Source organism: Paenibacillus sp. GCM10027626 (assembly GCF_042676285.1).
Classification (GTDB): domain Bacteria; phylum Bacillota; class Bacilli; order Paenibacillales; family Paenibacillaceae; genus Paenibacillus_Z.
This window is the reverse complement of the sequence record NZ_JBHTHC010000006.1, coordinates 132,585-153,791: the sequence shown is the minus strand read 5'-3', so window position 1 is coordinate 153,791 and position 21,207 is coordinate 132,585. Positions and strand designations below refer to the sequence as shown.

Genomic DNA, 21,207 nt, shown 5'->3' with positions numbered 1-21,207 from the left:
AAATTTCTATGAATATAGCTGTCAAGTTGCTGCAAAAATTCAGAGACCGCGATACCCAGAATAAGCTGAAAGTCTATCAGGACAAAGTGGAGCTCATCAGGAAACGTAATTTGGAAGCATGGGACGATCAGCGGCTGCAAGCGGAATCTCTACGGCTGCAAAAAGAAGCAAAATCGGGTACACCTTTGGATGAGCTGCTTGTCGATGCTTATGCGTTAGTCTGCAAAGCAGCGAAGAGAAAGCTCGGATTACAACCTTACGATGTCCAAATCATGGCCGCCATCGCTCTGCACGAGAGATTTTTGATTGAGCAGCATACCGGCGAAGGAAAAACGCTCTCTGCTGTTATGCCTGCTTATCTAAATGCGCTGACCGGCGAAGGCGTTCATGTGCTGACTTTTAACGATTATTTGGCAAATCGAGATGCGGAGTGGATGGGCCCGATCTATCGTTTCCTTGGGTTAAAGGTAAACTCGGTTCAAGCGGGCATGAGCTTGTCCGAGAAACGAGAAGCGTACGCCGCGGATATAACCTATGTTACGGCTAAAGAGGCGGGATTCGATTATTTGCGCGACACGATCGCACTAAACGAAGCCGATACTGTGCATCGCCCTTTCCACTACGTCATCGTTGACGAAGCGGATTCACTGCTTCTCGACGAAGCGCGGGTGCCGCTAGTCATCGCCAGCGAGTCAGGCTCTTCCAGCAACGATGGCATTCGTTTCGCAGAAGTGGCTCGGCAGCTCGAGCAAGTAGAGCATTACGACTTCGACGAGTCCAAGCGGAACGTTTATTTAAATGAAGCAGGCTCTGCAAAAGTGGAATCGCTGCTGGGATGCGACAATTTGTACGAAAGCCATAATAATCATTTGTTATCGTCTTTAAATTGCGCGCTCCATGCGGAATCGTTATTGAAAAAAGACGTCGACTACATCGTCCGGGACGGGAAAATCGAGCTGATCGACGAATATACCGGACGCGTGGCGGAGAACAGGCATTTGCCGGACGGGCTGCAAGCCGCGCTCACGGCCAAAGAAGGGCTGCAGTCGACATCCGGCGGGAAAGTTCTCGGGACGATCACCCTTCAACACTTCCTTAGCCTATATCCGAAGGCTTGTGGAATGACGGCTACCGCGCACGCTTCCGCAATGGAGTTCGAAGCTATTTATGAGCTGCAGGTCGTGCAAATTCCGCCGAACCGACAAAACATACGGATTGACCATCCGCTCCGGATTTATACCCATAAAGAAGCCAAACTTAAGGCGCTTGTACAAGAAATCTCATCCGTCCATGTGACGGGACGTCCTATTCTCATTGGTACGTCAAGCGTCGAGGAGTCTGACATGCTGGCGGAGGCGCTAGCGGTTGCCGACGTACCTTGCCATGTTCTGAATGCGAAAAACGATGCAAAAGAAGCCGAGATCATCGCCAAAGCGGGAGAAATCGGCGCCGTGACAGTGTCTACGAATATGGCGGGACGCGGTGTCGACATTCGGCTCGGCGGCGGCAATCCCACGCAAGCAGAAGTGGTCGCCAAGCTGGGGGGATTATACGTAATTGGTACACATGTGAACGAAAGCGTGCGGATCGACAACCAACTGCGTGGGCGTTCTGGCCGCCAAGGCGACCCGGGAGCTTCCGTATTTTTCGTAAGCTTGGAGGACGAGTTGATGCTTCGGTTCGGCATCGATAAATGGGTTCGCGGTCTTAGGCAAGATGAGCCCCTCGAAGAGCCGGTACTCCACAACAAAATCTCGCATATTCAGCGCGTTGCTATGGCCCAAAACTTCCATATTCGTCAGGAACTGAACTATTATTCAGATATGGTGGAGGATCAGAGGCGAATTCTGTACGAGGAGCGGCTCGGAATTTTGAAAGGCAAGAAGCCGATGAGCCCTTCGGAGCAGCGGGTACGACTTTTTTATATCGACGAATTCTGGGCTGACCATCTGGCATACGTTTCTTACATTCGCGAAGGCATCCACTTGGAGAGCCTTGCTAGCCGCAATCCGATCGACGAATTTCATATGCAAATCACCGAAGCATATGACCAAATTGCCGCTAAAATAGATAGTGAGTCGGCGAATATGCTTATAAAGCTCGGAGGTTCTAATGATCCAGCGAAGTGGGAGGAGTTCGGTCTGAAGAGCCCTACTTCCACTCGGACTTATATGATCAATGATCAATACATCCAGAACAAGCGCAGCTCATGGACCACAGAGACGATAATGGCTTATTATCTGCGCAAGATTTTGAGGCTGGCTGTGTGGCCGATACACAGGCTGCCAAAATATTGATGCAGCGCAGTTTTTTCGAGGATGATCACATTGTCGCGCGTTTGCTACACGAAATAACGGCTGGTCCGAACTATTCCTAGAAGATTTTTATGATTGTTTGGGAGGAGGGTGGGCTGGGTTGCTGTTGCTTGCAACCTCTTGAATGGTTGTTTGCAAACCAAGCCCATGTCAAAGTTACATAAACAACGGAATCCTCTATCAGTTATTATTCTCGATATAATCCACCCAAACATGTCCCTTTGGAAATTGTATTTGTAACGAAGCTTTGAGCCACTCTCTCGTTTGTGGTGTGAGCAAGGGAAGAAAAGTCAAGAAGTCGTTATGGTCCTTTTCTCGGATTTTTGAACCTCCACCTTTATAAAGAAGTTGTATTTCTGGTTTTAAGTATGGGATACCTTCTTTTGTTTTTGCCATTATATCTGTCATTGGCCTGTTGATAGACTTTTCCCTTCCGTAAATCCACGAATCATGGACTGAATCTATCAACATAATTTGAAAGGCCCATGGGGAGTTGCTATCTTTACTGACCCATATATCATTTGTAGTGGCGAGAAACTCTCCTTTTTCCCAAAGAGCGAGCTTCCCATTCTCAGCCTTGTACAGCGTCCAACCTTCCGATAGTTTGTGGAACGCGGTTAATTGTTCCTCACGTAATATTATTACGTCCACATCATCATGTTTCCTTGACTGCTTGCCAGCATATAAATCTAAAGCCCAGCCTCCTGCAATACACCATGTAACCGGAATCTCTGAAAAAATCGTGAATATTTCGGGTACACTTAAGGGCACCCAATTATTGATATCCGTCCTCAAAGCAATCCTCCTCATAAATTCCCGTTCAAAATGGCCTTCCCCCGAACCGAATGTTTTCCCGCCGCCGATGCCGCCAAACCGGGGAAACCAACAACGCCAAGGAAAGCCACGAGAATTGCTTCCAAAGGTGATCGTCCACTTGCTCCGCACGAAAGATTACGCCACGCCTGTTTGTGGTTGGACGCAAGCGAAACCGACAAGCATTCAACAATTACAACCAAGGCACCGAGAACTGCTTATTGCATGTATAAATGGGGAAGGCTATAATAAAACTAAAGAAGGAGCCGTGCAGCGAACACGACTCCTCCGGCACTATAGGCCGCTTCAAAGGCGGTCGGCTTCGGGAAACGAATCAAAAATAGACCGTTAACCTTGCGATGGGGCGGTCTATTTTTGTTGGCTAGACAGCGCGATGATAGCAACGACCAAAGTCAGTAACGCAACAAGTAGCGCTCCGAAACCGATCATCAACATCAAAGCATCCTTAACCTCCATGGGCATCCCTCCCTTCTTCGAGAGGTAGCCGACCGCCCTTGCAAGCCGTTCTATGTGCTTGTTCGATTATAGCATATTTTGTCTGATCGCCGATAGACGAACAGAGAAAGTCAAAGGTTTCAAGCCTCTCACCGGAAGACCAGAAGCAAAACCGCCGAGCGTTCAACAACCACCTGATCCGACTGCCGGATTGTGGCTGGCTCCGGGGTTCCTGCAGCTGCTTTCGCCAACTTCTTGTTTGCAAGCTGTTGACAAAAAAGTCCAAAGAGGGCTGCAACAGGTCGCTTGCTCACCACATGTCACAGCCCTCAAACCCGCGTCCGACGCGGCTTCTCGGCTCTTACTCTTCCTCCGTCGCCACCGGATTCTCACTGTACGAAATCCAATCGCTCCAGCTTCTTACCCCCCACGAACCCCCATTCTTGAATAGTTCAAACGTCAAAAAGTAGGGGTTCGGAGCAGCGCGGCGGGAATACTTCGGAGGGCATACCTTCGCCAATGTGCAACGACCTCCCTTGGCTACGCTTGGGAGGACTTGTGGAGCAAGAAGCCCGTGGAGGACCGGGCTTGAGCGATAATCCGGTTTGAGCCGGGGCAAGTCATCCACCAGTGGCTGGGTCAAGCCGAACGGAATGCCAACGAAAGGCCAAGTGAGGCAAGGTAGCACCCGGAGGGTTGATGGGCTAGGTTGGATACAACGCTGTTGCTTGCAGCTTTGTTGACGGCTTATTTGCAAAAATCAAAACTTATCATGAGCTATGATTGATAATTGACCGCAAGACAAAATCAGCCTTAGGAATCCGGTAACCTTCTCCCAACACCATAATGCCCGAGAGTATGGTAAAGTAGCTTCCAACAAGCTCCTCAGGGTCACCCTCTATAATGTCCCCCGCTTGCTGTCCTTCCTGAAATATGGGGATCAGCCGATCAATATATGCTTGCAAAGGATACTGCCGGATGAGATGTTTGACCTTATCGGGAACGCCATCCGAATGGATAGTCTGATAGATCAGCTTGAAATAAGGGGTATTTTCTTTATCCAGAATATGTTCCGTCAATCGTTTTATCTTCTCCATAGGCGAGTTAGTTCAGTCAGCAAAGCTAATTTCGTTTTTTATCATGTTATAGAAACTTCTCTAACATTACGCACTCATGTACACGTTGAAATGTACGTCTTATATCTGATTTATTCTCGCCTGTATAATGTGCGAACACTTGCACGGGAAAGAGCTTGGGGATGGTTATATTTAAAGCACTCTTGACTTCACTTCCACCTTCAAGAAATACATGTAAATAGGAATCTTTTTGTCTGAATTCTTGTGCTTCGTACCATTTTTTAACCCACACATCATCACGAGTCCAAGCTTCAAAACGTTTTATTCCATACTGTTGGGCGATTTCTTCAGCCCTTTTTAAAAGTGAACTGGCTATACCCCGTCTTCGATAATCTGGATGAACCGCGATGTGCCATATCATTCCACTAATTACTTCTTTATTTGAGCATATACTGCCCTTTTCTTTTTCAAGTTCCACGTCTAATAAGCCAACGATAATGCCGTTTTTTTCTGCAACAAGTTCAATAGCTGGTGAATTATACTTTTCCTTCTCCTGAAGAACATTGTCGTAATAAGCCGTATCCAAAAACGCTAACACACGACACCGCAACCAATTTTGTTCATCCTGCGGTTCGTATCTTCGAATGTTCATACACTCCATCAACTCCATTTATCGGGGTCTCTAATGTATAACTTTACCATTCTTATTAAATAGGGAAAGATACATTTTGGTTATAGTCAATATTGACGCTGTCCCAAACTGTTCGTTAGCGTAGCGGTGCTTCTTCAAATATATTAAAAGTTCCTTGTCCGCTTGGATTTCCAGATTTTTAATTATTATAAATGAACCAGTTTGATGCCACCAGCTTTGGCGACATTTTTGAGAGGAGCGATCCATATGTCCACGGCAACAGCAACTCGCGAACGGTTGACTTCCGCCGCGATCACCCTGCGCCATCCGCTCGATTATTACTTCGGCCTGTTTCTTTTCGCCAAGAAAACGGAGGGCTTGAAGCCCCGGACGCTGAGTGACCACGAAAGCCACTACCGCTACTTGCAGCGCTGGTTGGCCGAAAAGTATACGACGCTCAAACTTGCAGAACTGACCGCCGATCACGTTCGCCAGTACGTCGGACACATGCTGACCGAACAAACGCTGAACAACGAACACCCGACACTGCAAAGCCACAACACCGCGAAAGGCTTGTCTCCCGCAACCATAAACATCCGAACCCAGTCCGCGTCCGACGCAGCCTCTCGGCCCTCTTACTCTTTCCCCGTCGCGACCGGGTTCTCGCTATAAGAAATCCAGTCGCTCCAGCTTCTTATCCCCCCACGAACCCCCATTCTTGAATAGTTCCAAGACAAAAAAGTAGGGGGTTGGTGCAGCGCGGCGGGAATGCCTCGGAGGACATGCCAGCGCCTGTGTGCAACGATCTTCATTGGCTACGCTTGGGAGGGCTTGTGGAGCAAGAAGCCCGTGGAGGACGGGGCTGACGAAACAGTATGGTTTGAGCCAAGGCGAAGTATCCACCTGTGGTTGAACCAAGCCGAACGGAACGCCAACAAAAGGCCAAGTGAAGCAAGGTAGCACCCGGAGGGTGGATGGGCTGGGGAACAGGCTGCAACGGCGTTGTTTGCAGCCTGTTGTTGGTTGTTTGCAACCTATCCTCGTGAGCTATTGTGTTCCAATAGTTGAATGGACAGGTAAATCAGAGTGGCAATACGGTTATTGATTCGTTGTTGAACACTTCACCGTTGTCACGGAAGCCGAAACTTTCGTAAAGATTTTTGGCAGGGATGTTCTCTGATTTATACGGGATCCAGCAGTAATGTGCTGGCCCTGCCGGAAAGGTGCGGATGAATTCCAAGATTTTTTTCATTGCTTCCCGACCGTACCCCCGGTTTTGGTATTGCTTGTCAATCATCAGCCGCAAGATGCAATAGTTTCCATCTGCGATTGACGGTTCATCGTATCCGGTGATTCCATAAGTCAGCATAACAAAACCGACCGGCTGCTCATCCGCGTAAATGATAAATGGGAATGGATGCCCCCCATTGGTTGCAAGAACATAGCAAGACGCCACGCTTGACAGGTTAGACGCAACAAACTGCCGTTGATCCTCTGAAACTTCCAAGTTAAACATGGCACGCCGGTTTTCCAGAGTGATTTTTCTGAGTGTAATCATGCAGGGCTTCTCCCTTCGTTGATCGTTTTGCGCCGCGGTCGCATATATAACATACAACTTATGCAAAAAAAGAAGTAGACTTATGTTGATTTTTTTTATATGATATTATGGATCCATATCATTTTTAGGGATTGACTATAAATGCCTTGTCCGCCTGGATCCCCAGACTTTATAATTATTTTGAATAATCAGTCGTTGCCGCCAACCTTTGGCGGCTTTTTTGCACCCATTTTGAGAGGAGCGATCCATATACCAGCTTCAAACGGCGACACGCGAACGGTTGACTTCCGCCGCGATCACCTTGCATCACCCACTCGATTATTACTTCGACAAGTTTCCACTTGCTCCGGACGAAAGGTTGCGCCGCGCCTGTTTGTGGATGACTGGGAGCAAAACGTCCGAGAGTTCAACAACAACCTGACCCGACTGCCCAACTGTGGCTGGCTCCGGGGTTCCTGCAACTGCTTTCTCCGGCTTCTTGTTTGCAAGCTGTTGAACGGAAAGCCCAAAGAGGGCTGCAACAGGTTACTTGCTCGCCACCTGCCACAGCCCCCAAACCCGCGTCCGACGCGGCCTCTTGGCTCTTATTCCTCTCCCGTCGCGATCGGATTTTCACTGTAAGAAATCCAATCGCTCCAGCTGCCCGCATACAGCTTCACATTCTCAAAGCCCGCCGCCTCCAGCGCCAACACATTCGGGGTTGCGGAGATCCCGGAACCGCAATACACGATAATCTCCTGCTCAGAGTCCAGCCCGGAAAAATGCTCCCTCAGCTCATCTGCCTGCTTCCATGATCCGTCGGCCGACAGCCCATCCTTCCAAAAATAGTTCACCGCGCCGGGTATATGCCCGGCCACCGGATCGAACGGCGCCTCCAGACCGCGATATTGATTGGCATCCCGCGAATCAACTAGCACCGCCCCCGTGCCATCGGCTCCAGCATGGGCGCCAGCCACTACCGCCCGCACCTCCTCTACACCGACCAACCGTTCCGGCCGCAGCGCCGGTTCAAACGTGCGGCGGTCATGCCCCGCACCTGTCACTGGCTCCGGCACTTCATTCGTAACCGGCAGCCCTGCAGCCGTCCAAGCGGAGTACCCGCCATCGAGCACATGGACATCATCATGGCCAAGATATTTCAAAATCCACCAAAACCGCGCAGCGGCCGGACCGTTGACATCCTCATAAACGACTACCGTCGTCTCACGGTCGATGCCAAGGCCGCCGAATAATTCGGCAAGCTTCTCCGGTTGGGGAAGCGGACTCCTTCCCCCGTGTATTTGCGCTGGATCAGGGTCGGTCAATGCCGACTTGAAATCAATGAACACCGCCCCCGGCAAATGATTCCGCGCATATGCTTCATGGCCATAGCCGCCATCCTTCGGCGAGAAGCGAACATCAGCCAGCACGATCGGCTGCCCAGCTTCCAGCCTCGCTTGAACCCACTCTACACTTACAATACTGTCTGCCATAGCACATCCCCCTTCCAACCTTCATATTACAAACTCCAAATCTTCCTGCGTCTTCACATCGTGAATGGCTGCATAAATGTCGTTCTGGATTTTGAGCAGCTCGATATCGTCGCGCCTGCGCGGCCGTTTTTGCGGTACATGAAAGATACTGTTGATCCGGCCTGGCCGCGGCGACAGCAACACGACCCGGTCACCCAAAAATACCGCTTCGGACACATCATGCGTCACAAAAACGACCGTCTTTCTCTCCGCTTCCCAAATTTGAAGCAGATCGTCCTGCAGCTGCAGCCGCGTCAAATGATCGACCGCGCCGAACGGCTCATCCATCAGCAGCACCTCGGGATGATTGGCAAGCGCCCGCGCCAGCCCGGCCCGCTGCTTCATGCCGCCGGACAGCTGATGGGGATATTTTTGCTCAAAGCCGCGCAATCCGACCATATCCATATATTTTTGTACAGCAGCTTTGCGCTCCGCCTTGTCAGCCCCGCGTATCTCCAATCCAAGCTCGACATTTTGAAAAATCGTCCGCCAGGGATACAGCGAAGGGTCCTGAAATACGACTCCCCGCTTCTTGTCCGGCCCCTGCAGCTTTTTTCCGCCGAAAAGCACCTCGCCTCTTGTCGGCAGCTGAAGGCCGGCCAATATTTCCAGCAGCGTGCTCTTCCCGCAGCCGCTCGGCCCGAGAATGCTCAGAAACTCGCCGTCCTTAATCGTCAAATTAATATTAGACAGCGTTTCGGTCGGTGTTAGCCCGTCATATATTTTTGAAACCCCGTTAATGGAGAAGCCAGCCATGCACTCACCCTACCCTTGCCTCACTTTTTCGGAATAAACCGCAAATCGACAATTTTATCTACATCGTAGATCTGATCCTGGAATCCAAGATCGACTTGAATCTGCTGCGTCTCCTTCAAGGCCTGCAAATCGACATCAGGATTGTTCTCCCACAGCACATCCTCACGTTCGAACGCTTTTTCCACCGCAGCCGGATCGACCTTCACCTTGGACAAAAAATACGTCTTATATTCTTCAAGATGACTTTTTGCGTACTCCTGAGATTTGAAATAGCCGCGCAGCAGCTTTTCGATCAATTCTGGATGTTCATCGATAAAATCATTGCGTGAAGCGAGCACGCCTGTATGAAAGTTCGGCAAGTAGTCCCAGCCTTTGGCCAGCAGCTTGCCCTTGCCCGTCACTTCCGCCAGAGAAGCGAACGGCTCGTGAATAATAGTGGCGGCAACCTGACCGGAGGTTAGGCTCGCAAAGGCGGCATCGTTCACCCCGTTAGCCACATAGGTGACATCATCTTTGCCAAGGCCGTGCTTCTGCAGAATCACTTGGACATAGGCGTCCAGCCCGCTGCCAAAAGCGGCCGCACCAACCGTTTTTCCTTTCAAATCTTCAACGCTGTTAATGTCCGGGGAGGCAACAAGGTAAAATGGCCCTTTTGTCCGAAACAGGGAGGAAACGATTTTGATCGGCGCTCCTTTGCCGGCAGCCACAATCGCATTGGTCGTCGCCACATCGGCCACATCGACATCCTTGCTCGTCAGCCCTTCGATCGCATTTTGCGTCGTAATAAACTCCACATCGAGTCCTTCATCCTTGAAAAAGCCTTTTTCCGCTCCAAACTGGACAGCCAGCCCGCTCACACCGTTAAATGCGGCATAGCGGATTTTAGCGAGCTGCTGCTCACCGCTTGACGAGGTCGCTTGTTCATTTTGCGAGGGCTTATTTGTTTGCGCCCCATCGGGCTTGCCTCCCTCTCCCCCGGCTCCGCCAGAGCCAGAACCGGAACCCGAGCTGGAGCAGCCTGCTAATACAATCGTCAAGACCGTGGCCACACTTAATAGTTGGGCATGAAATTTTTTCCTCATCCGTCTCACTTCCTTAGCTGTTATCCGCCTTCATGATGACTTCCACTTCAACACGACTTTTTTCTCCAGCACGTCGATCAAGGCAATGATCAGTACGGAAACGATTGTTACAACGGTAATAATGGCAAAAGCTTTGGCTGTATCGTACAAAGACGTCGCTTTGACGAGCAAATTGCCCAGCCCATCCTTGGACGCAATCATCTCGCCAAACAAAGCGCCGACCAGCCCGGTAGCCGCCGATACGCGCAACCCGGCAAAAATCGTAGGCGCAGCCGATGGCAAAATCACTTTCACAATCGTCTGAAATTTGGATGCTTCGAATACGCGTGCCACCTTCAGATGATTTTCGGCCGTCTGTTTGACCCCGGTAATCGTATTGAAGGCAATCGTGAAAAAACAGAATAAAAATACGATCGCGATTTTATGCGATAATCCAATTCCGAGCCACAGCATAAGCAGCGGTATAATCGTTACCTTCGGAATTGCCAGCAGCGCGGACAGGAAAGGCCCGAAAAAACTTTCCGCCCTCGGGACGAGAACGAGAAACAGACCGGTTCCGATGCCAACGACCGCAGCAACCGTATAGCCAGCCGCAAATTCCCACAGCGTAACCGCCAAATGACGAAAAATTTCGCCATCTGTAAATAGTGCAATGATCTCCCCGGCCACCCGGGTCGGTTCAGACAAGTAGAGGCTCCCAATTATCCCCGCCCGCACCGCATATTCAACAGCTCCCAGAAAGAGCAGCAGCAAGGCAATCTGACCGGCAAGCATCTTCCCGCTGAACCGTTTCGCTTTTCCGTTATGCATCGTAATCCCTCATTCCTCACTGCTGCATCGGCAGCCTAGCTGCTCTGCAGCACACGCTTTGCCGCAAAAATATTATCCGGACGCTCCAGCCCGAAATGCTCGCGGAACGTGCTTCCCTCATATTCGGTACGGAACAGGCCGCGCCGCTGCAGAACCGGAACAACAAGCTCAATAAACAAATCCAGACCTCCCGGCATATACGGCGGACAAATGTTAAACCCGTCAGCCGCTTCTTGAACGAACCATTCCTCCATCTGATCGGCAATTTGCTCCGGATCGCCGACTATGAGGAGATGCCCGCGCGAGGTAGCGGCAAAATAATGGAACAGCTCGCGGACGGTAATATCTTCATGTCCGGATGCTCGCTGTGCCAGCCGGACAAGCTGCTGGGCCTCATCGCCAGGCCGGGTAGATAACTCCAAATCGGGCAGCAGCCCGTCAAGCGGCAAGCCGGTCAGGTCAATGCCGATGCGATCCGATAACGGCTTCAGATTAAAATCTGTCACCAGCAGCTCGTTCAGCTCCCGATATTTGGCACGAGCCTCCTCCTCAGTTGCGCCCACCAGCGGCACCAACCCCGGTAAAACAAACAGTTCCTCCGGCTTTCTGCCGTAACCGGCCAGCTTGCCTTTTATTCCGCTATAGAAGCGCTTCGCTGACTCAAGTAAAATTTCGCCGGTAAAAACGGCGCTTGAAAACCGTGCCCCCAGCTCTTGACTGCGCTCCGACATGCCTGCTGACAATAGCGGCAATTGCCCCTGAGGCGGTCTTGCTACATTAAGCGGGCCCGCCACCGAAAAGTGATCGCCCTCATGATGAATAGCGTGCACTTTGCTGCCATCGATGAACACCCCGGCAGCTTTATCCCGTACGAAAGCGTCGTCCTCCCACGAATCCCACAGCTCCTTGACCACCTGCACGAACTCGTCGGCATAATCGTACCGCTTAGCGTTATCCCAATGCTTCTCGCGGCTGAAATTGAGTGCGGCCCGCACGTCCGCGCCGGTCACGACGTTCCACGCCGTCCGCCCCCCGCTCAAATAATCGAGCGAGGCCGTCAGGCGGGCAATATGATATGGCTCCGCATAGGTCGTATTGGCCGTCACAATGAGCCCGATCTTCTCCGTAACCGCAGCGATGTTGGCAATCATCGTGAAAGGCTCCAGCCGGATCATTTGCGAAGGGAAGGTATACTGCATATCCGCGCTCGTCGCCAGCGCATCACCCAGGAAGAAGAAATCGAACTTCGCTTCCTCCAGCTTCTTCGCCACGCCCTGCAAAAACTTCGGATCGAACGCCCCGTCCGTCCGGGCCTCCGGCAGCCGCCACCCAGCTGGATGATAGCCTGTTGAAAACAAAAACAACCCCAAATGCAATTGACGCTTCACGTTACCCATTGTTATACCTCCCTGGTTTGATGTTCCGTCTACCAAAAAAGACCGATCCTGCGGGATGCCTCATCGACCTCCGCCAGTTCCTCCGGCGTCAGGCGCTGCTCCGCATACTGGAGCGAATCCCGAATCTGTTCCGGCTTGGATGCCCCGAGAATTGCCGATGTAACATACGGGCGGCTCAGCACCCATGCCAAGGCGAACTGTGCCAGGGTCCAGCCCCGCCGCTCCGCCAGCGGGCGAATCGCCTCCACCAGCGCATAGGCCAGATTGCCCTGCAGCAGCAGCTCGAGCCGCTTCTCCCCAGCGGCCAGCCGCGACTGAGCCGGCGGCGTCTCGCCTTGCCGGTACTTGCCTGTCAGAATGCCTCTGCCCAGCGGGCTGTAAGCAATAATGCCAACCTTCTCCGATTCGGCCAGCGGAACCAGCTCTCGCTCTATGCCTCGCGAAATCAGACTGTATTCCGGCTGTAGGCCTTCAAAGCGATGCCATCCATGTACCGCGCTTATGCCGTGCGCCTTGGCCAGCTGCCAGGCCGCATAGTTGGAACAGCCGAGGTAGCGGATTTTCCCCTGTCTCACCAGATCGTCCAGTGCGCCAAGTGTCTCTTCCAGCGGCGTTTCCCGATCGAAGCCATGCACTTGGTAAATATCGATATAATCGGTTTGCAGCCGTCGCAAGCTGCCTTCAATAGCGCGAAAAATGTGATAGCGGCTCAGCCCCGCGTCGTTAACGCCAATCCCGACAGGCGCTTGCACCTTTGTGGCAAGGATGACCTTATCCCGCCTGCCTTTTAACGCCCGCCCGATAATCGCCTCCGATTCCCCTGTCAAGGTCGGATCGCCGACATCCATTCCTCTGCCGTAAACGTCCGCTGTATCAATCAAGTTGATGCCGGCATCCAGCGCCGCGTCGATGATCTTGCCCGAAAGCTCCTCATCGATCCAACGGCCGAAAGCCATTGTCCCCAGGCTGACCTCGGAGACCTTGAGCCCTGTTCTTCCCCATTTTCTGTACTGCACCGCATTCCCCGCCCTTTCGTAGTAAAAGCAAAAAACGACCGCAAGACGCCTGTCATTGTCAGGCAGCGTCTCCGGTCGTCCGGTGGATAAGCTCATATTATTGCGATTCTCCTGTTGCCATTGCTCATGTTGTTCATGTCGCGCTAACTTGGCAACTCGGTATAATTCATAGTTATCCGATTGGATATAACGAATATTATCATAGCAGCAAAAAATGCGCAAGCTTTTGATCCAATTTTAATTTGGCGGATTTGGCTGGTTGGCTGGATAAGCGCGGGTGAAGCGGAACGGAGCGAACCGTAGGAGGCTGTTTTGTCTTTTTAGGCTCATTGCGCAATAACATTATTCTGTATAATTATTTTTCTTCAAATAGTTGCTAATGACCTGTTCATTTTCATGCCACCATAAAATCGGCAGATCCCCGACTTTCGAAAATCCCAGCCGCTGCGCGAGGCGGTTGGAGGCCTCATTGCCGGCATCACAGTCCCAATATGGCGTTAGCCCGAGCGAGTTGCTTCGTTGAATAAAATGAGTGCATGCAACTGAAACAAGCCCCTTGTTTCGGTACTTCTCCAGCGTAATAATATCCGGGGCAATGTAGCCGCCGCCAACAAAGAAAGTATTGCACACGCTCGCGAACCCGCCATCAGTTGCTACGATGCTGATCCCAAAAGCCTTTTGCAAATACTCCTGATCCGACTCCCATAAAAGGTCGTAGGTGGCATCAATTTTTGTCCGATAATCATCATAGGATTGTTTATCAATAGGTAAGACACGCAAATCTTCAGGGATCTCCGTATATTCATTCAGTTCTGTGCTGCTATTCAAGATATAATGGGTGCGGGTTAATTGAACGACTCTTCCTTGCAGGGCGGATGCCAGGAAATTATGCCATTCTGCAGAAGAGGTGTATAGATCGTAGAAGTTGGCATGATTGGAGCGTTCTTGCAAAAAAGCGATTAACGATGCATTGAATTCCGCATCCGACCTATCGCCAAAAACATAGTAACACCCGCCGCGGTGCACAATTATGCCTGCTGTCGGATTCGTTTTGCGGTTGACAAATACTTTGCCGGGCTGATTCCGCTCCAGCACCGAATACACAAAAACGTTATGAAATCGTACATTGTCCTTAACCAGCCCAATAATAGCTTCATACTCATCACTCAAAAGCTGAATCATCCGAGTCCCCTCCTTTCTACTAGCGCTTCTTAACGACCGGAACCCACAGCTCATTCCGTTCCTCTTCAATTGGCAAATAGCACTCAACGGCTGCCAAGTAGACGAGATCATAAGAAGATGTAGGCACCCTTTACGTATATAAACGCTTCCAGACAGCTTATCTAAGGTATGGACTCTTCATCATGTGCTATCACCAGAAAATTCTTTTGCCGGATGTTCCCGCAGCCATTTTACCATGAATTCGAAAAGCTCCATAGAGTATGTGTGCTCCTGAGATCGAGAAGGTATTGTCTCTATAATTTTTTTTACATTGCTCTCAATGGATACAGATTCAATAAAACAGACCAATCCTGGAATAAAAGCATTCAGTGCTTGAAAATAATGCCGCTGCGGTTCTATAAATTTCAAATTCATTTCAAAACCACCCCGCCTTCTTCCAAGATCGCCGGCCTTCCGTTTACGCAGCTCTGTTTCAGTCGCACTTAACAAATAATATTTATCGGAAAAACCGATTTTCTGAGCACGTATCTGCTTACGATAAAATTCTGCCACAAAATCGAGGCTTTGTCCGCCAAAGAGGGTAAAATCAAAGGCCCAGTTGTACCAGAATGGTTGAAACAGATCAATGTCGATTACAACAAAATGATGCTTCTGCAGCTTTTCCTGGGCGATGCTCCAACGATCAAGCTGGCGCTCAAAGAACCATTCCGGATATTCATCTTCAGGACGCTGCCACCACGAGTTCACCTCCGGAATATGAAATGCATTATACCGGGAAGCGAGCATACTTGATGTGGTTGTCTTACCTACCGCACTCGCACCTTCTATATTAATTACAGGCATCGTAAGCTCCTCCCTCCTCTAATACCGAGCTGTTTTCCTTCAAAGAATACAGTAAAATTTTCAAACCTTTATACGATTTCCGAACAATTTCAATATGAACTATTTTGACCGTTGTGAACTTGCCGGCATGAGATTCTTCGATTCGCCACTTTCCTTCTCCTGCAGAGCGGGGGTAATTAAACAGAAGTAAAGAGAACAGAAGCTTGTAAAAATGTTTATATATTTCTTTTCTTTTTCCTGTTTTAAACTATTGTCAGAAATCTACAAAAACGAAATGGAGGAAGGAATATGAAAAGAAGCCAAGTCAGCCTCATCTTGCTTGTCATTTTCTCACTTTTGTTCCTGGTATTATCCGCTTGCGGCAGCAATGACAGCAACCAGACTGGCAAAATAGATCAAGGGGGGAACAGCGATAGCGGCAACGGCAAGACTAGCGATTCAGAGCCGGCCGACCCTTTAGGAAAATACCCGGAAATTGTAACCGTTTCCGAAGTGCTCGGTTATAATCCGCCTGAGGATCCGAAGACACCTTCCGGCATTTCGCCCGACCAAAATGCTTATCTGAAAGATCTGAAGGAGCAGTTGAACATCGATCTTAAGTATACCTGGACTGTGCCCGCTGATCAATTCGAACAAAAGTTTTCACTAGCCATCGCTTCCGGGGAATTGCCGGATGTGATGGAGCTGGATATGCAAAAGTTCGAACGGTTTAAAAACCTCGGACTTCTGGCCGATTTGAGCGATGTTTACGACCAATATGCTTCGCCGATGTTAAAAGAGTTTGTTGAAGCAGATGGCGGCGATTCCAAGAAACTGCTTACCTCTGACGGCAAATTGCTGGGCATACCGAAATACGGAGTGCCTCCGGTGCAACTGTTATGGATCCGGTCAGACTGGTTGAAGAAAGTAAAGATGGAACCGCCAAAAACGATCGATGAACTGGAACAACTCGCGGAGGCTTTTATTAAACTGAACTCCAATCAAAGCAACGCTGCAGAAGTTTATGGCATCGCTATGCAAAAAAATTTATTTTTTTGGGCTTTTGATTCCAAAGGTTTTTTCAATGGCTTTCATTCCTACCCCGGAGCATGGATCAAAGGTCAGGATGGCAAGCTGGTGGCAGGCGATATTCAGCCAGAAACGAAGAGCGCTTTGGCAAAACTGCAAGATTGGTATAAGAAAGGGCTTCTGGACAAAGAATTCGCGCTCAAAGACGACAATAAGGCCGTTGAAGATATTGTCGCCGGCAAGGTCGGTATCGTTTACGGCGAGTGGTGGTATCCGAACTGGCCGCTTAATCTGAACAAAGACAAAGATCCGGATGCGGACTGGATTTGCCTACCGATTCCGTCTATTGACGGTACCCCGGGGAAATCGATTATTTCCCGAATGGCGCCGGGAAGCGCAATTGTCGTGAACAGCAAATTCAAACATCCGGAAGCGGCAATAAAGATGATCAATTTTTATATTGATATGAACTCGAAAAAAAATATGGAGAAAAACAAAGCGGAGAACGGGTATGTTTACAACTGGTTCACGCCAAGAGTGTACAATCCGCTTGAGATGGAGACGATTTACACGGAAGTGAATAAAGCGCTTGAAAACAATCAGAGCGAAGTAAATGAAAACGTTCCTTACTATACCAATATTCAAAGTCCGCTGGAGGCAGCGAGAAAATTCCTTGACGGCGATAAAAGCGGATGGGGACTTTACTTCAGTCGTGTAGCCGAGAACGGCGGATGGGGATTAACGAGCAAATTACGCGGAAGCAATCAGTTCGTCTACAATGAATTTTTCGGCATTCCGACTGAGACGATGGGGGATAAAGGTGCGCAGTTGGACAAATTGACGAATGAAACGTTCACGAAAATTATTATGGGTGCAAAAATTGATGACTTCGATAAATATGTAGAAAGCTGGAAAGCTCTTGGCGGCGACGACATAACGGAGGAAGTCAACGAATGGTACGAAAAGAACGGCATTAAATAAAAATAGAGGAAGCCCTGACTTTATTATATTGCGAGGAGGAATGTTCGTGATGGATAAAATGAAAGGTATTCCCAACGAAAAATGCCCGGGTGAGTTGAAAGCAGCACCTACTGTTATTAGCCGCCGAAAGCTGCTTGCCTCTATTGGCATGATGGGAGCAGGGATGGCGCTCTACGGAACGACCAGAGGCATGATCAAGGTTGAAGCGGCCTCGATTTCTGGCGGAGAGGAACCGCAGCTAAAGAGTGTGCCTATTGACGAGAATAAAACTGTCTATGTGATGGATTACATACCGGAGCAAGAACGGGCAGCGATTATAGCCGGCACTTCTACTTATGACTGTACATCGGCAATCCAGCAGGCAATCAATGATGCTGCTCCATTCGAATGGCAAGGCTCGGTAATTGGCACCAACAATATCATTTCCGCCGGAATTGTCAAATTCAGCAAAGGGAAATATAGAGTAACTGCAAAAATCAGATTGAATCCCTGCGTAAGGCTGCAGGGAGAGCGCCCTAATTCTTACTACAGCAGACACAATTCGCATGGAACGATCATATGGGTAGACTACTCCAATCCTGGCTCCCACGCATTCGATTCCAGCCCGTACAACACCGCCGGCGTAAGAGTAGACGATCTTATCGGCGAAGGCGGCCACGTTCATCTTGCGGAATACACGTCGGCTGAAGGCATTGAAATAAAGGATTTATATTTCATTGCGAGCGGAGATGTGAAGTTTCTGAATATTGCCAATGGACAAAGATTCGTACTCGATAATGTAGTGGCCTTTGATTTTATTACCGGTATTACCGTCTCGGCGACATGGTTTTCTTCTATGTATGATGTGCTCATTTATTGCCGCTACCGCGGAATTGAATACAAAAATTCAGTGAATAATCTCAACTGCTATAATCTCGGCATCAGCACGCATGGAACAAGGCCATACACACCGCCGGCGGCAGGCAGCGGCTTTGAGCCGGATCCTTCTTTGGCGGGAAAACAGATCGCAGTATGCGGCATATACGGCGGAATGAATATGTTCGGATTCACTGCAGAAAATGTAGACATTGTCCTCGGAATCGGCTCTACTATGATTCAGGCCGACGGCTGCTGGTACGAAAATATTACCGATGTCGCTTATTTCTCCTCCTACTCCAACCTGATGTCGGTCATTGCCTATATGGTCAACGTGCAAAGCGTTGTCGAGACTTCAAACAGCATGCTGAATATCGTATATAACGGCATAAGAAATAATAACCAAAATGATGCCCTCAACTATGCCCGGCTTTTTAAATATATGGACAGCACAAGCTATGCCAACAGTTCAATTAAAGGACTTTATACGAGAGATGCCGACAACTTTTACGATCCGGTTGGATTTAAGCTATTTTCCGAAAACGCCAACAATAACCGGCAGGAAGTGTCAATTTATGTCGCAAACGACGGGAAAAATTCACATTTTGGAGATGCTCCTAATCGTCCCGTCGCCTCACTAAGTCAAGCTATTGAAATTGCCAATGCCTATGAAGGACGGGCTGTGATTTATCTCAAATCAGGCAATATACACGAGGTGTCTGCGCAGCAAATTTTAAAAAATAAATCGTTGCACATCCAGCCTTATGAATCCGGAAGCAAGCCAGTCATCAGGATGACAGGGTTCAGATCCGGCATCGAAGCGCACTATCCCGGTACAAACATATCGATAGATAACTGTGTAATTGAAAACGCCAAAGGAAAAGATAACGGCTTCTCCAGCGTTATTGCTTGCCGAAACAACGGAGAGGTCACATGCCAATTCACAGCCATTGATTTCAAGATTGCCGGTAATTCACAAATCGTGGGAATGCGGAACGGCTACTCCTTTAAAGCAAACATCTTTTACAACAAATGCACTATTAACGGGCATAATGACGGAATTTCAACAACATACGGCTGGTTGGCCGGAAATGTTTCCGACACAAGCGCCAAACTAATTGTTAACGAATATGCACAGGATTCAACAATCAGTTCAAGCATGCACAAATATGGTTCATTAATAAGGGTCGTCCATTCCGACTTGAATTGACAGTAGCTCAATCTAGTACTCAACTGCAAAAAGCTTCGCTATTCGCAGAGAACAGCGAAGCTTTTTTGCTTGCCATGCCAAATTTCTGTCTCGTAATGTTCAGCCAAAATAATTCAAGCTCATCGCTTCCCGCACCTCATTCATCGTCTGCCGCGCGATCGAACGGGCCCGTTCCGTTCCGGTCATAATGATCTCATCGACCAGCTGCGGCTTCGCCGCATAGCCCGCCCGGCGCTCCCTCATCGGTGTAATAAGCTCCTCCAGCGCTGCGGTTATTTGGCTTTTACAGGCCACGCATCCCATCGTTCCTGCCGTGCAGCCCTCGCGAATTTCCGCCGCTTCGTCCTTCGAACGGAAAGCGCAGTGATAAGCATAGATCGGACAAATATCCGGGTGGCCCGGATCGGTCTTATGCACGCGCGCCGGATCGGTCGTCGCCCGCTTTATTTTAAAGGCAATTTCCTCTGTCGAGGAATCGAGCGCAATCGCGTTGCCGCGGCTCTTGCTCATCTTCGCATTTCCGTCTGTCCCGACAAGCCTTGGCATATCGCTGATCAGCGCCTGGGGCTCCACCAAAACCGGCTGATACAGCTCATTGAAGCGGCGCACGATTTTGCGCGTCAGCTCCAAATGCGGCAGCTGATCGTCGCCGACCGGCACTATCGTCGCTTTGCAAAAGGTAATGTCAGCGGCCTGACTGACCGGATAGCCAAGAAAGCCGTAATACATTTCATCCAGGCTGCTGCTCTTCGACTCTTCCTTGACCGTCGGATTATGACGCAAAAGATTGACCGTGACAAACATGGAAAAAAGCACGGTCAGTTCGGCAATTTCCGGAACCATCGATTGGACGAAGATCGTCGACTTGGCCGGATCAATACCTGCTGCCAAATAATCGAGAACCACCTCCCGCAAATGATGGCGGATCAAGCCCGGCTGTTCAAAATGAGTCGTTAATGCCTGTATGTCTGCCAGCAGCACAAAGGTTTCATATTGATCCTGCAAAGCGACCCGGTTTTGCAAGCTCCCGACGTAATGGCCAAGATGAAGCTTGCCGGTAACCCGATCCCCGGTTAACACGCGTTCTGTAATCATCTAAATTCCTCCTGGTATGTTTTTGAATGATTTTGCATATCTCATGCGCCTGACATCGCCACCACCAGCCATCCTCCATGGCCATCACCTCCTTTAATAAGAAACGGCTGACGCCGTCCTTGGCGCGGAAAGGGCAAGCCGCAAAGCGTTTTTTCTAACGGAAGCCATGGACCTTATTTCGCCAATAACCCCTCTTTTTGAAAGCTAACGGATCTGAGCGACCTTAATTAGACGTTTTCTTGTGAATTCAGGCTCATTATCATCCAATAGCGGCGCACAGTTCCGTTACAATTTCAAATCGGTCCAATTTTCGCAAATAGCGGCCGTGACATCCGTTAGATTAGGCCACACTAGCCCAGATTTTTTATCGAGTGAAACTTACAAATTCTATAAAATTAAAAAACAAAAAAACTCCGCCCTGAATAAGGACGAAGTTGTCGTTCGTGGTACCACCTTAATTGATCAGAAGAGCTGCAGCCAGCGAAGCTGGCAGTCGCCTGTTCTGATCCTCTCAACACAGTGCGGAGACTTGCGCAAGCAGTCAGTCTAAGTCTCGATACTGTCCCCTTGGTAACGGCAGGATGCCCGGCATTTCCCTACTGCGCCTCACAC

General features: G+C 49.6%; 18 protein-coding genes and 1 other annotated feature (1 of these 19 cut by a window edge). Of the genes, 4 read left to right on the top strand and 14 right to left on the bottom strand.

Annotated elements, in window-relative coordinates; all coding sequences use genetic code 11:
* The first annotated feature begins 8 nt into the window (after window positions 1-8).
* Window positions 9-2,297, top strand: coding sequence for a preprotein translocase subunit SecA (locus ACFQ0N_RS13815; RefSeq protein WP_379326952.1), 2,289 nt, complete (start codon window positions 9-11; stop codon window positions 2,295-2,297).
* 198 nt (window positions 2,298-2,495) lie between these two features.
* Here the strand turns inward: ACFQ0N_RS13815 and ACFQ0N_RS13810 are convergent, their stop codons facing one another.
* From ACFQ0N_RS13810 to ACFQ0N_RS13795, 4 genes are all read right to left on the bottom strand, one after another.
* Window positions 2,496-3,260 (bottom strand): nucleotidyltransferase domain-containing protein, encoded by a 765-nt coding sequence (locus ACFQ0N_RS13810; protein WP_379326950.1) that lies wholly within the window; start codon window positions 3,258-3,260, stop codon window positions 2,496-2,498.
* A 237-nt stretch (window positions 3,261-3,497) separates the two neighbouring features.
* Window positions 3,498-3,605: a putative holin-like toxin gene (locus tag ACFQ0N_RS13805; RefSeq protein WP_379326948.1), complete on the bottom strand. Its 108-nt coding sequence runs from the start codon at window positions 3,603-3,605 to the stop codon at window positions 3,498-3,500.
* Between the two features lie 749 nt (window positions 3,606-4,354).
* The gene (locus ACFQ0N_RS13800) at window positions 4,355-4,663 is read right to left on the bottom strand and encodes a hypothetical protein (protein WP_379326946.1); all 309 of its coding nucleotides are present in this window, start codon (window positions 4,661-4,663) and stop codon (window positions 4,355-4,357) included.
* 64 nt (window positions 4,664-4,727) lie between these two features.
* Window positions 4,728-5,312 carry a GNAT family N-acetyltransferase gene (locus tag ACFQ0N_RS13795; protein WP_379326944.1) on the bottom strand — a complete coding sequence of 195 codons (585 nt, stop codon included), beginning with the start codon at window positions 5,310-5,312 and terminating at the stop codon, window positions 4,728-4,730.
* 246 nt (window positions 5,313-5,558) lie between these two features.
* On the opposite strand from ACFQ0N_RS13795, the gene ACFQ0N_RS13790 reads away from it, so the two are divergent.
* Window positions 5,559-5,963 (top strand): hypothetical protein, encoded by a 405-nt coding sequence (locus ACFQ0N_RS13790; protein ID WP_379326942.1) that lies wholly within the window; start codon window positions 5,559-5,561, stop codon window positions 5,961-5,963.
* Between the two features lie 409 nt (window positions 5,964-6,372).
* Here the strand turns inward: ACFQ0N_RS13790 and ACFQ0N_RS13785 are convergent, their stop codons facing one another.
* The 9 genes from ACFQ0N_RS13785 to ACFQ0N_RS13745 all read right to left on the bottom strand — a co-directional run bounded on the left by ACFQ0N_RS13785 (window position 6,373) and on the right by ACFQ0N_RS13745 (window position 15,446).
* Window positions 6,373-6,849, bottom strand: coding sequence for a GNAT family N-acetyltransferase (locus ACFQ0N_RS13785; RefSeq protein WP_379326940.1), 477 nt, complete (start codon window positions 6,847-6,849; stop codon window positions 6,373-6,375).
* A 584-nt stretch (window positions 6,850-7,433) separates the two neighbouring features.
* Window positions 7,434-8,321: a sulfurtransferase gene (locus tag ACFQ0N_RS13780; protein ID WP_379326938.1), complete on the bottom strand. Its 888-nt coding sequence runs from the start codon at window positions 8,319-8,321 to the stop codon at window positions 7,434-7,436.
* 21 nt (window positions 8,322-8,342) lie between these two features.
* Window positions 8,343-9,116 carry an ABC transporter ATP-binding protein gene (locus ACFQ0N_RS13775; RefSeq protein WP_379326936.1) on the bottom strand — a complete coding sequence of 258 codons (774 nt, stop codon included), beginning with the start codon at window positions 9,114-9,116 and terminating at the stop codon, window positions 8,343-8,345.
* A 20-nt stretch (window positions 9,117-9,136) separates the two neighbouring features.
* Window positions 9,137-10,198 (bottom strand): ABC transporter substrate-binding protein, encoded by a 1,062-nt coding sequence (locus tag ACFQ0N_RS13770; protein WP_379326934.1) that lies wholly within the window; start codon window positions 10,196-10,198, stop codon window positions 9,137-9,139.
* Window positions 10,199-10,228: 30 nt separating this feature from the next.
* Entirely contained in the window at window positions 10,229-11,008 is a 780-nt protein-coding gene (locus ACFQ0N_RS13765) for an ABC transporter permease (protein WP_379326932.1), read from the bottom strand.
* Between the two features lie 35 nt (window positions 11,009-11,043).
* The gene (locus tag ACFQ0N_RS13760; protein ID WP_379326930.1) at window positions 11,044-12,405 is read right to left on the bottom strand and encodes an LLM class flavin-dependent oxidoreductase; all 1,362 of its coding nucleotides are present in this window, start codon (window positions 12,403-12,405) and stop codon (window positions 11,044-11,046) included.
* Between the two features lie 29 nt (window positions 12,406-12,434).
* Complete coding sequence (locus ACFQ0N_RS13755; RefSeq protein ID WP_379327311.1) at window positions 12,435-13,421, bottom strand: aldo/keto reductase; 987 nt, start codon at window positions 13,419-13,421, stop codon at window positions 12,435-12,437.
* Window positions 13,422-13,763: 342 nt separating this feature from the next.
* Window positions 13,764-14,603, bottom strand: coding sequence for a GNAT family N-acetyltransferase (locus tag ACFQ0N_RS13750; protein ID WP_379326928.1), 840 nt, complete (start codon window positions 14,601-14,603; stop codon window positions 13,764-13,766).
* 180 nt (window positions 14,604-14,783) lie between these two features.
* Window positions 14,784-15,446 carry a hypothetical protein gene (locus tag ACFQ0N_RS13745; protein WP_379326926.1) on the bottom strand — a complete coding sequence of 221 codons (663 nt, stop codon included), beginning with the start codon at window positions 15,444-15,446 and terminating at the stop codon, window positions 14,784-14,786.
* A gap of 288 nt (window positions 15,447-15,734) precedes the next feature.
* Here ACFQ0N_RS13745 and ACFQ0N_RS13740 point away from each other — a divergent pair, with 288 nt between their 5' ends.
* Both ACFQ0N_RS13740 and ACFQ0N_RS13735 read left to right on the top strand, forming a co-directional pair.
* Window positions 15,735-17,435 carry an extracellular solute-binding protein gene (locus ACFQ0N_RS13740; RefSeq protein ID WP_379326924.1) on the top strand — a complete coding sequence of 567 codons (1,701 nt, stop codon included), beginning with the start codon at window positions 15,735-15,737 and terminating at the stop codon, window positions 17,433-17,435.
* A 49-nt stretch (window positions 17,436-17,484) separates the two neighbouring features.
* Window positions 17,485-19,500, top strand: coding sequence for a pectate lyase family protein (locus tag ACFQ0N_RS13735; protein WP_379326922.1), 2,016 nt, complete (start codon window positions 17,485-17,487; stop codon window positions 19,498-19,500).
* A gap of 99 nt (window positions 19,501-19,599) precedes the next feature.
* Here the strand turns inward: ACFQ0N_RS13735 and trpS are convergent, their stop codons facing one another.
* On the bottom strand, window positions 19,600-20,595 hold the full coding sequence (gene trpS, locus ACFQ0N_RS13730; protein ID WP_379326920.1) for a tryptophan--tRNA ligase: 996 nt from the start codon (window positions 20,593-20,595) through the stop codon (window positions 19,600-19,602).
* A gap of 421 nt (window positions 20,596-21,016) precedes the next feature.
* Window positions 21,017-21,207 (bottom strand) — a binding site (T-box leader); it runs 125 nt beyond the window's last position.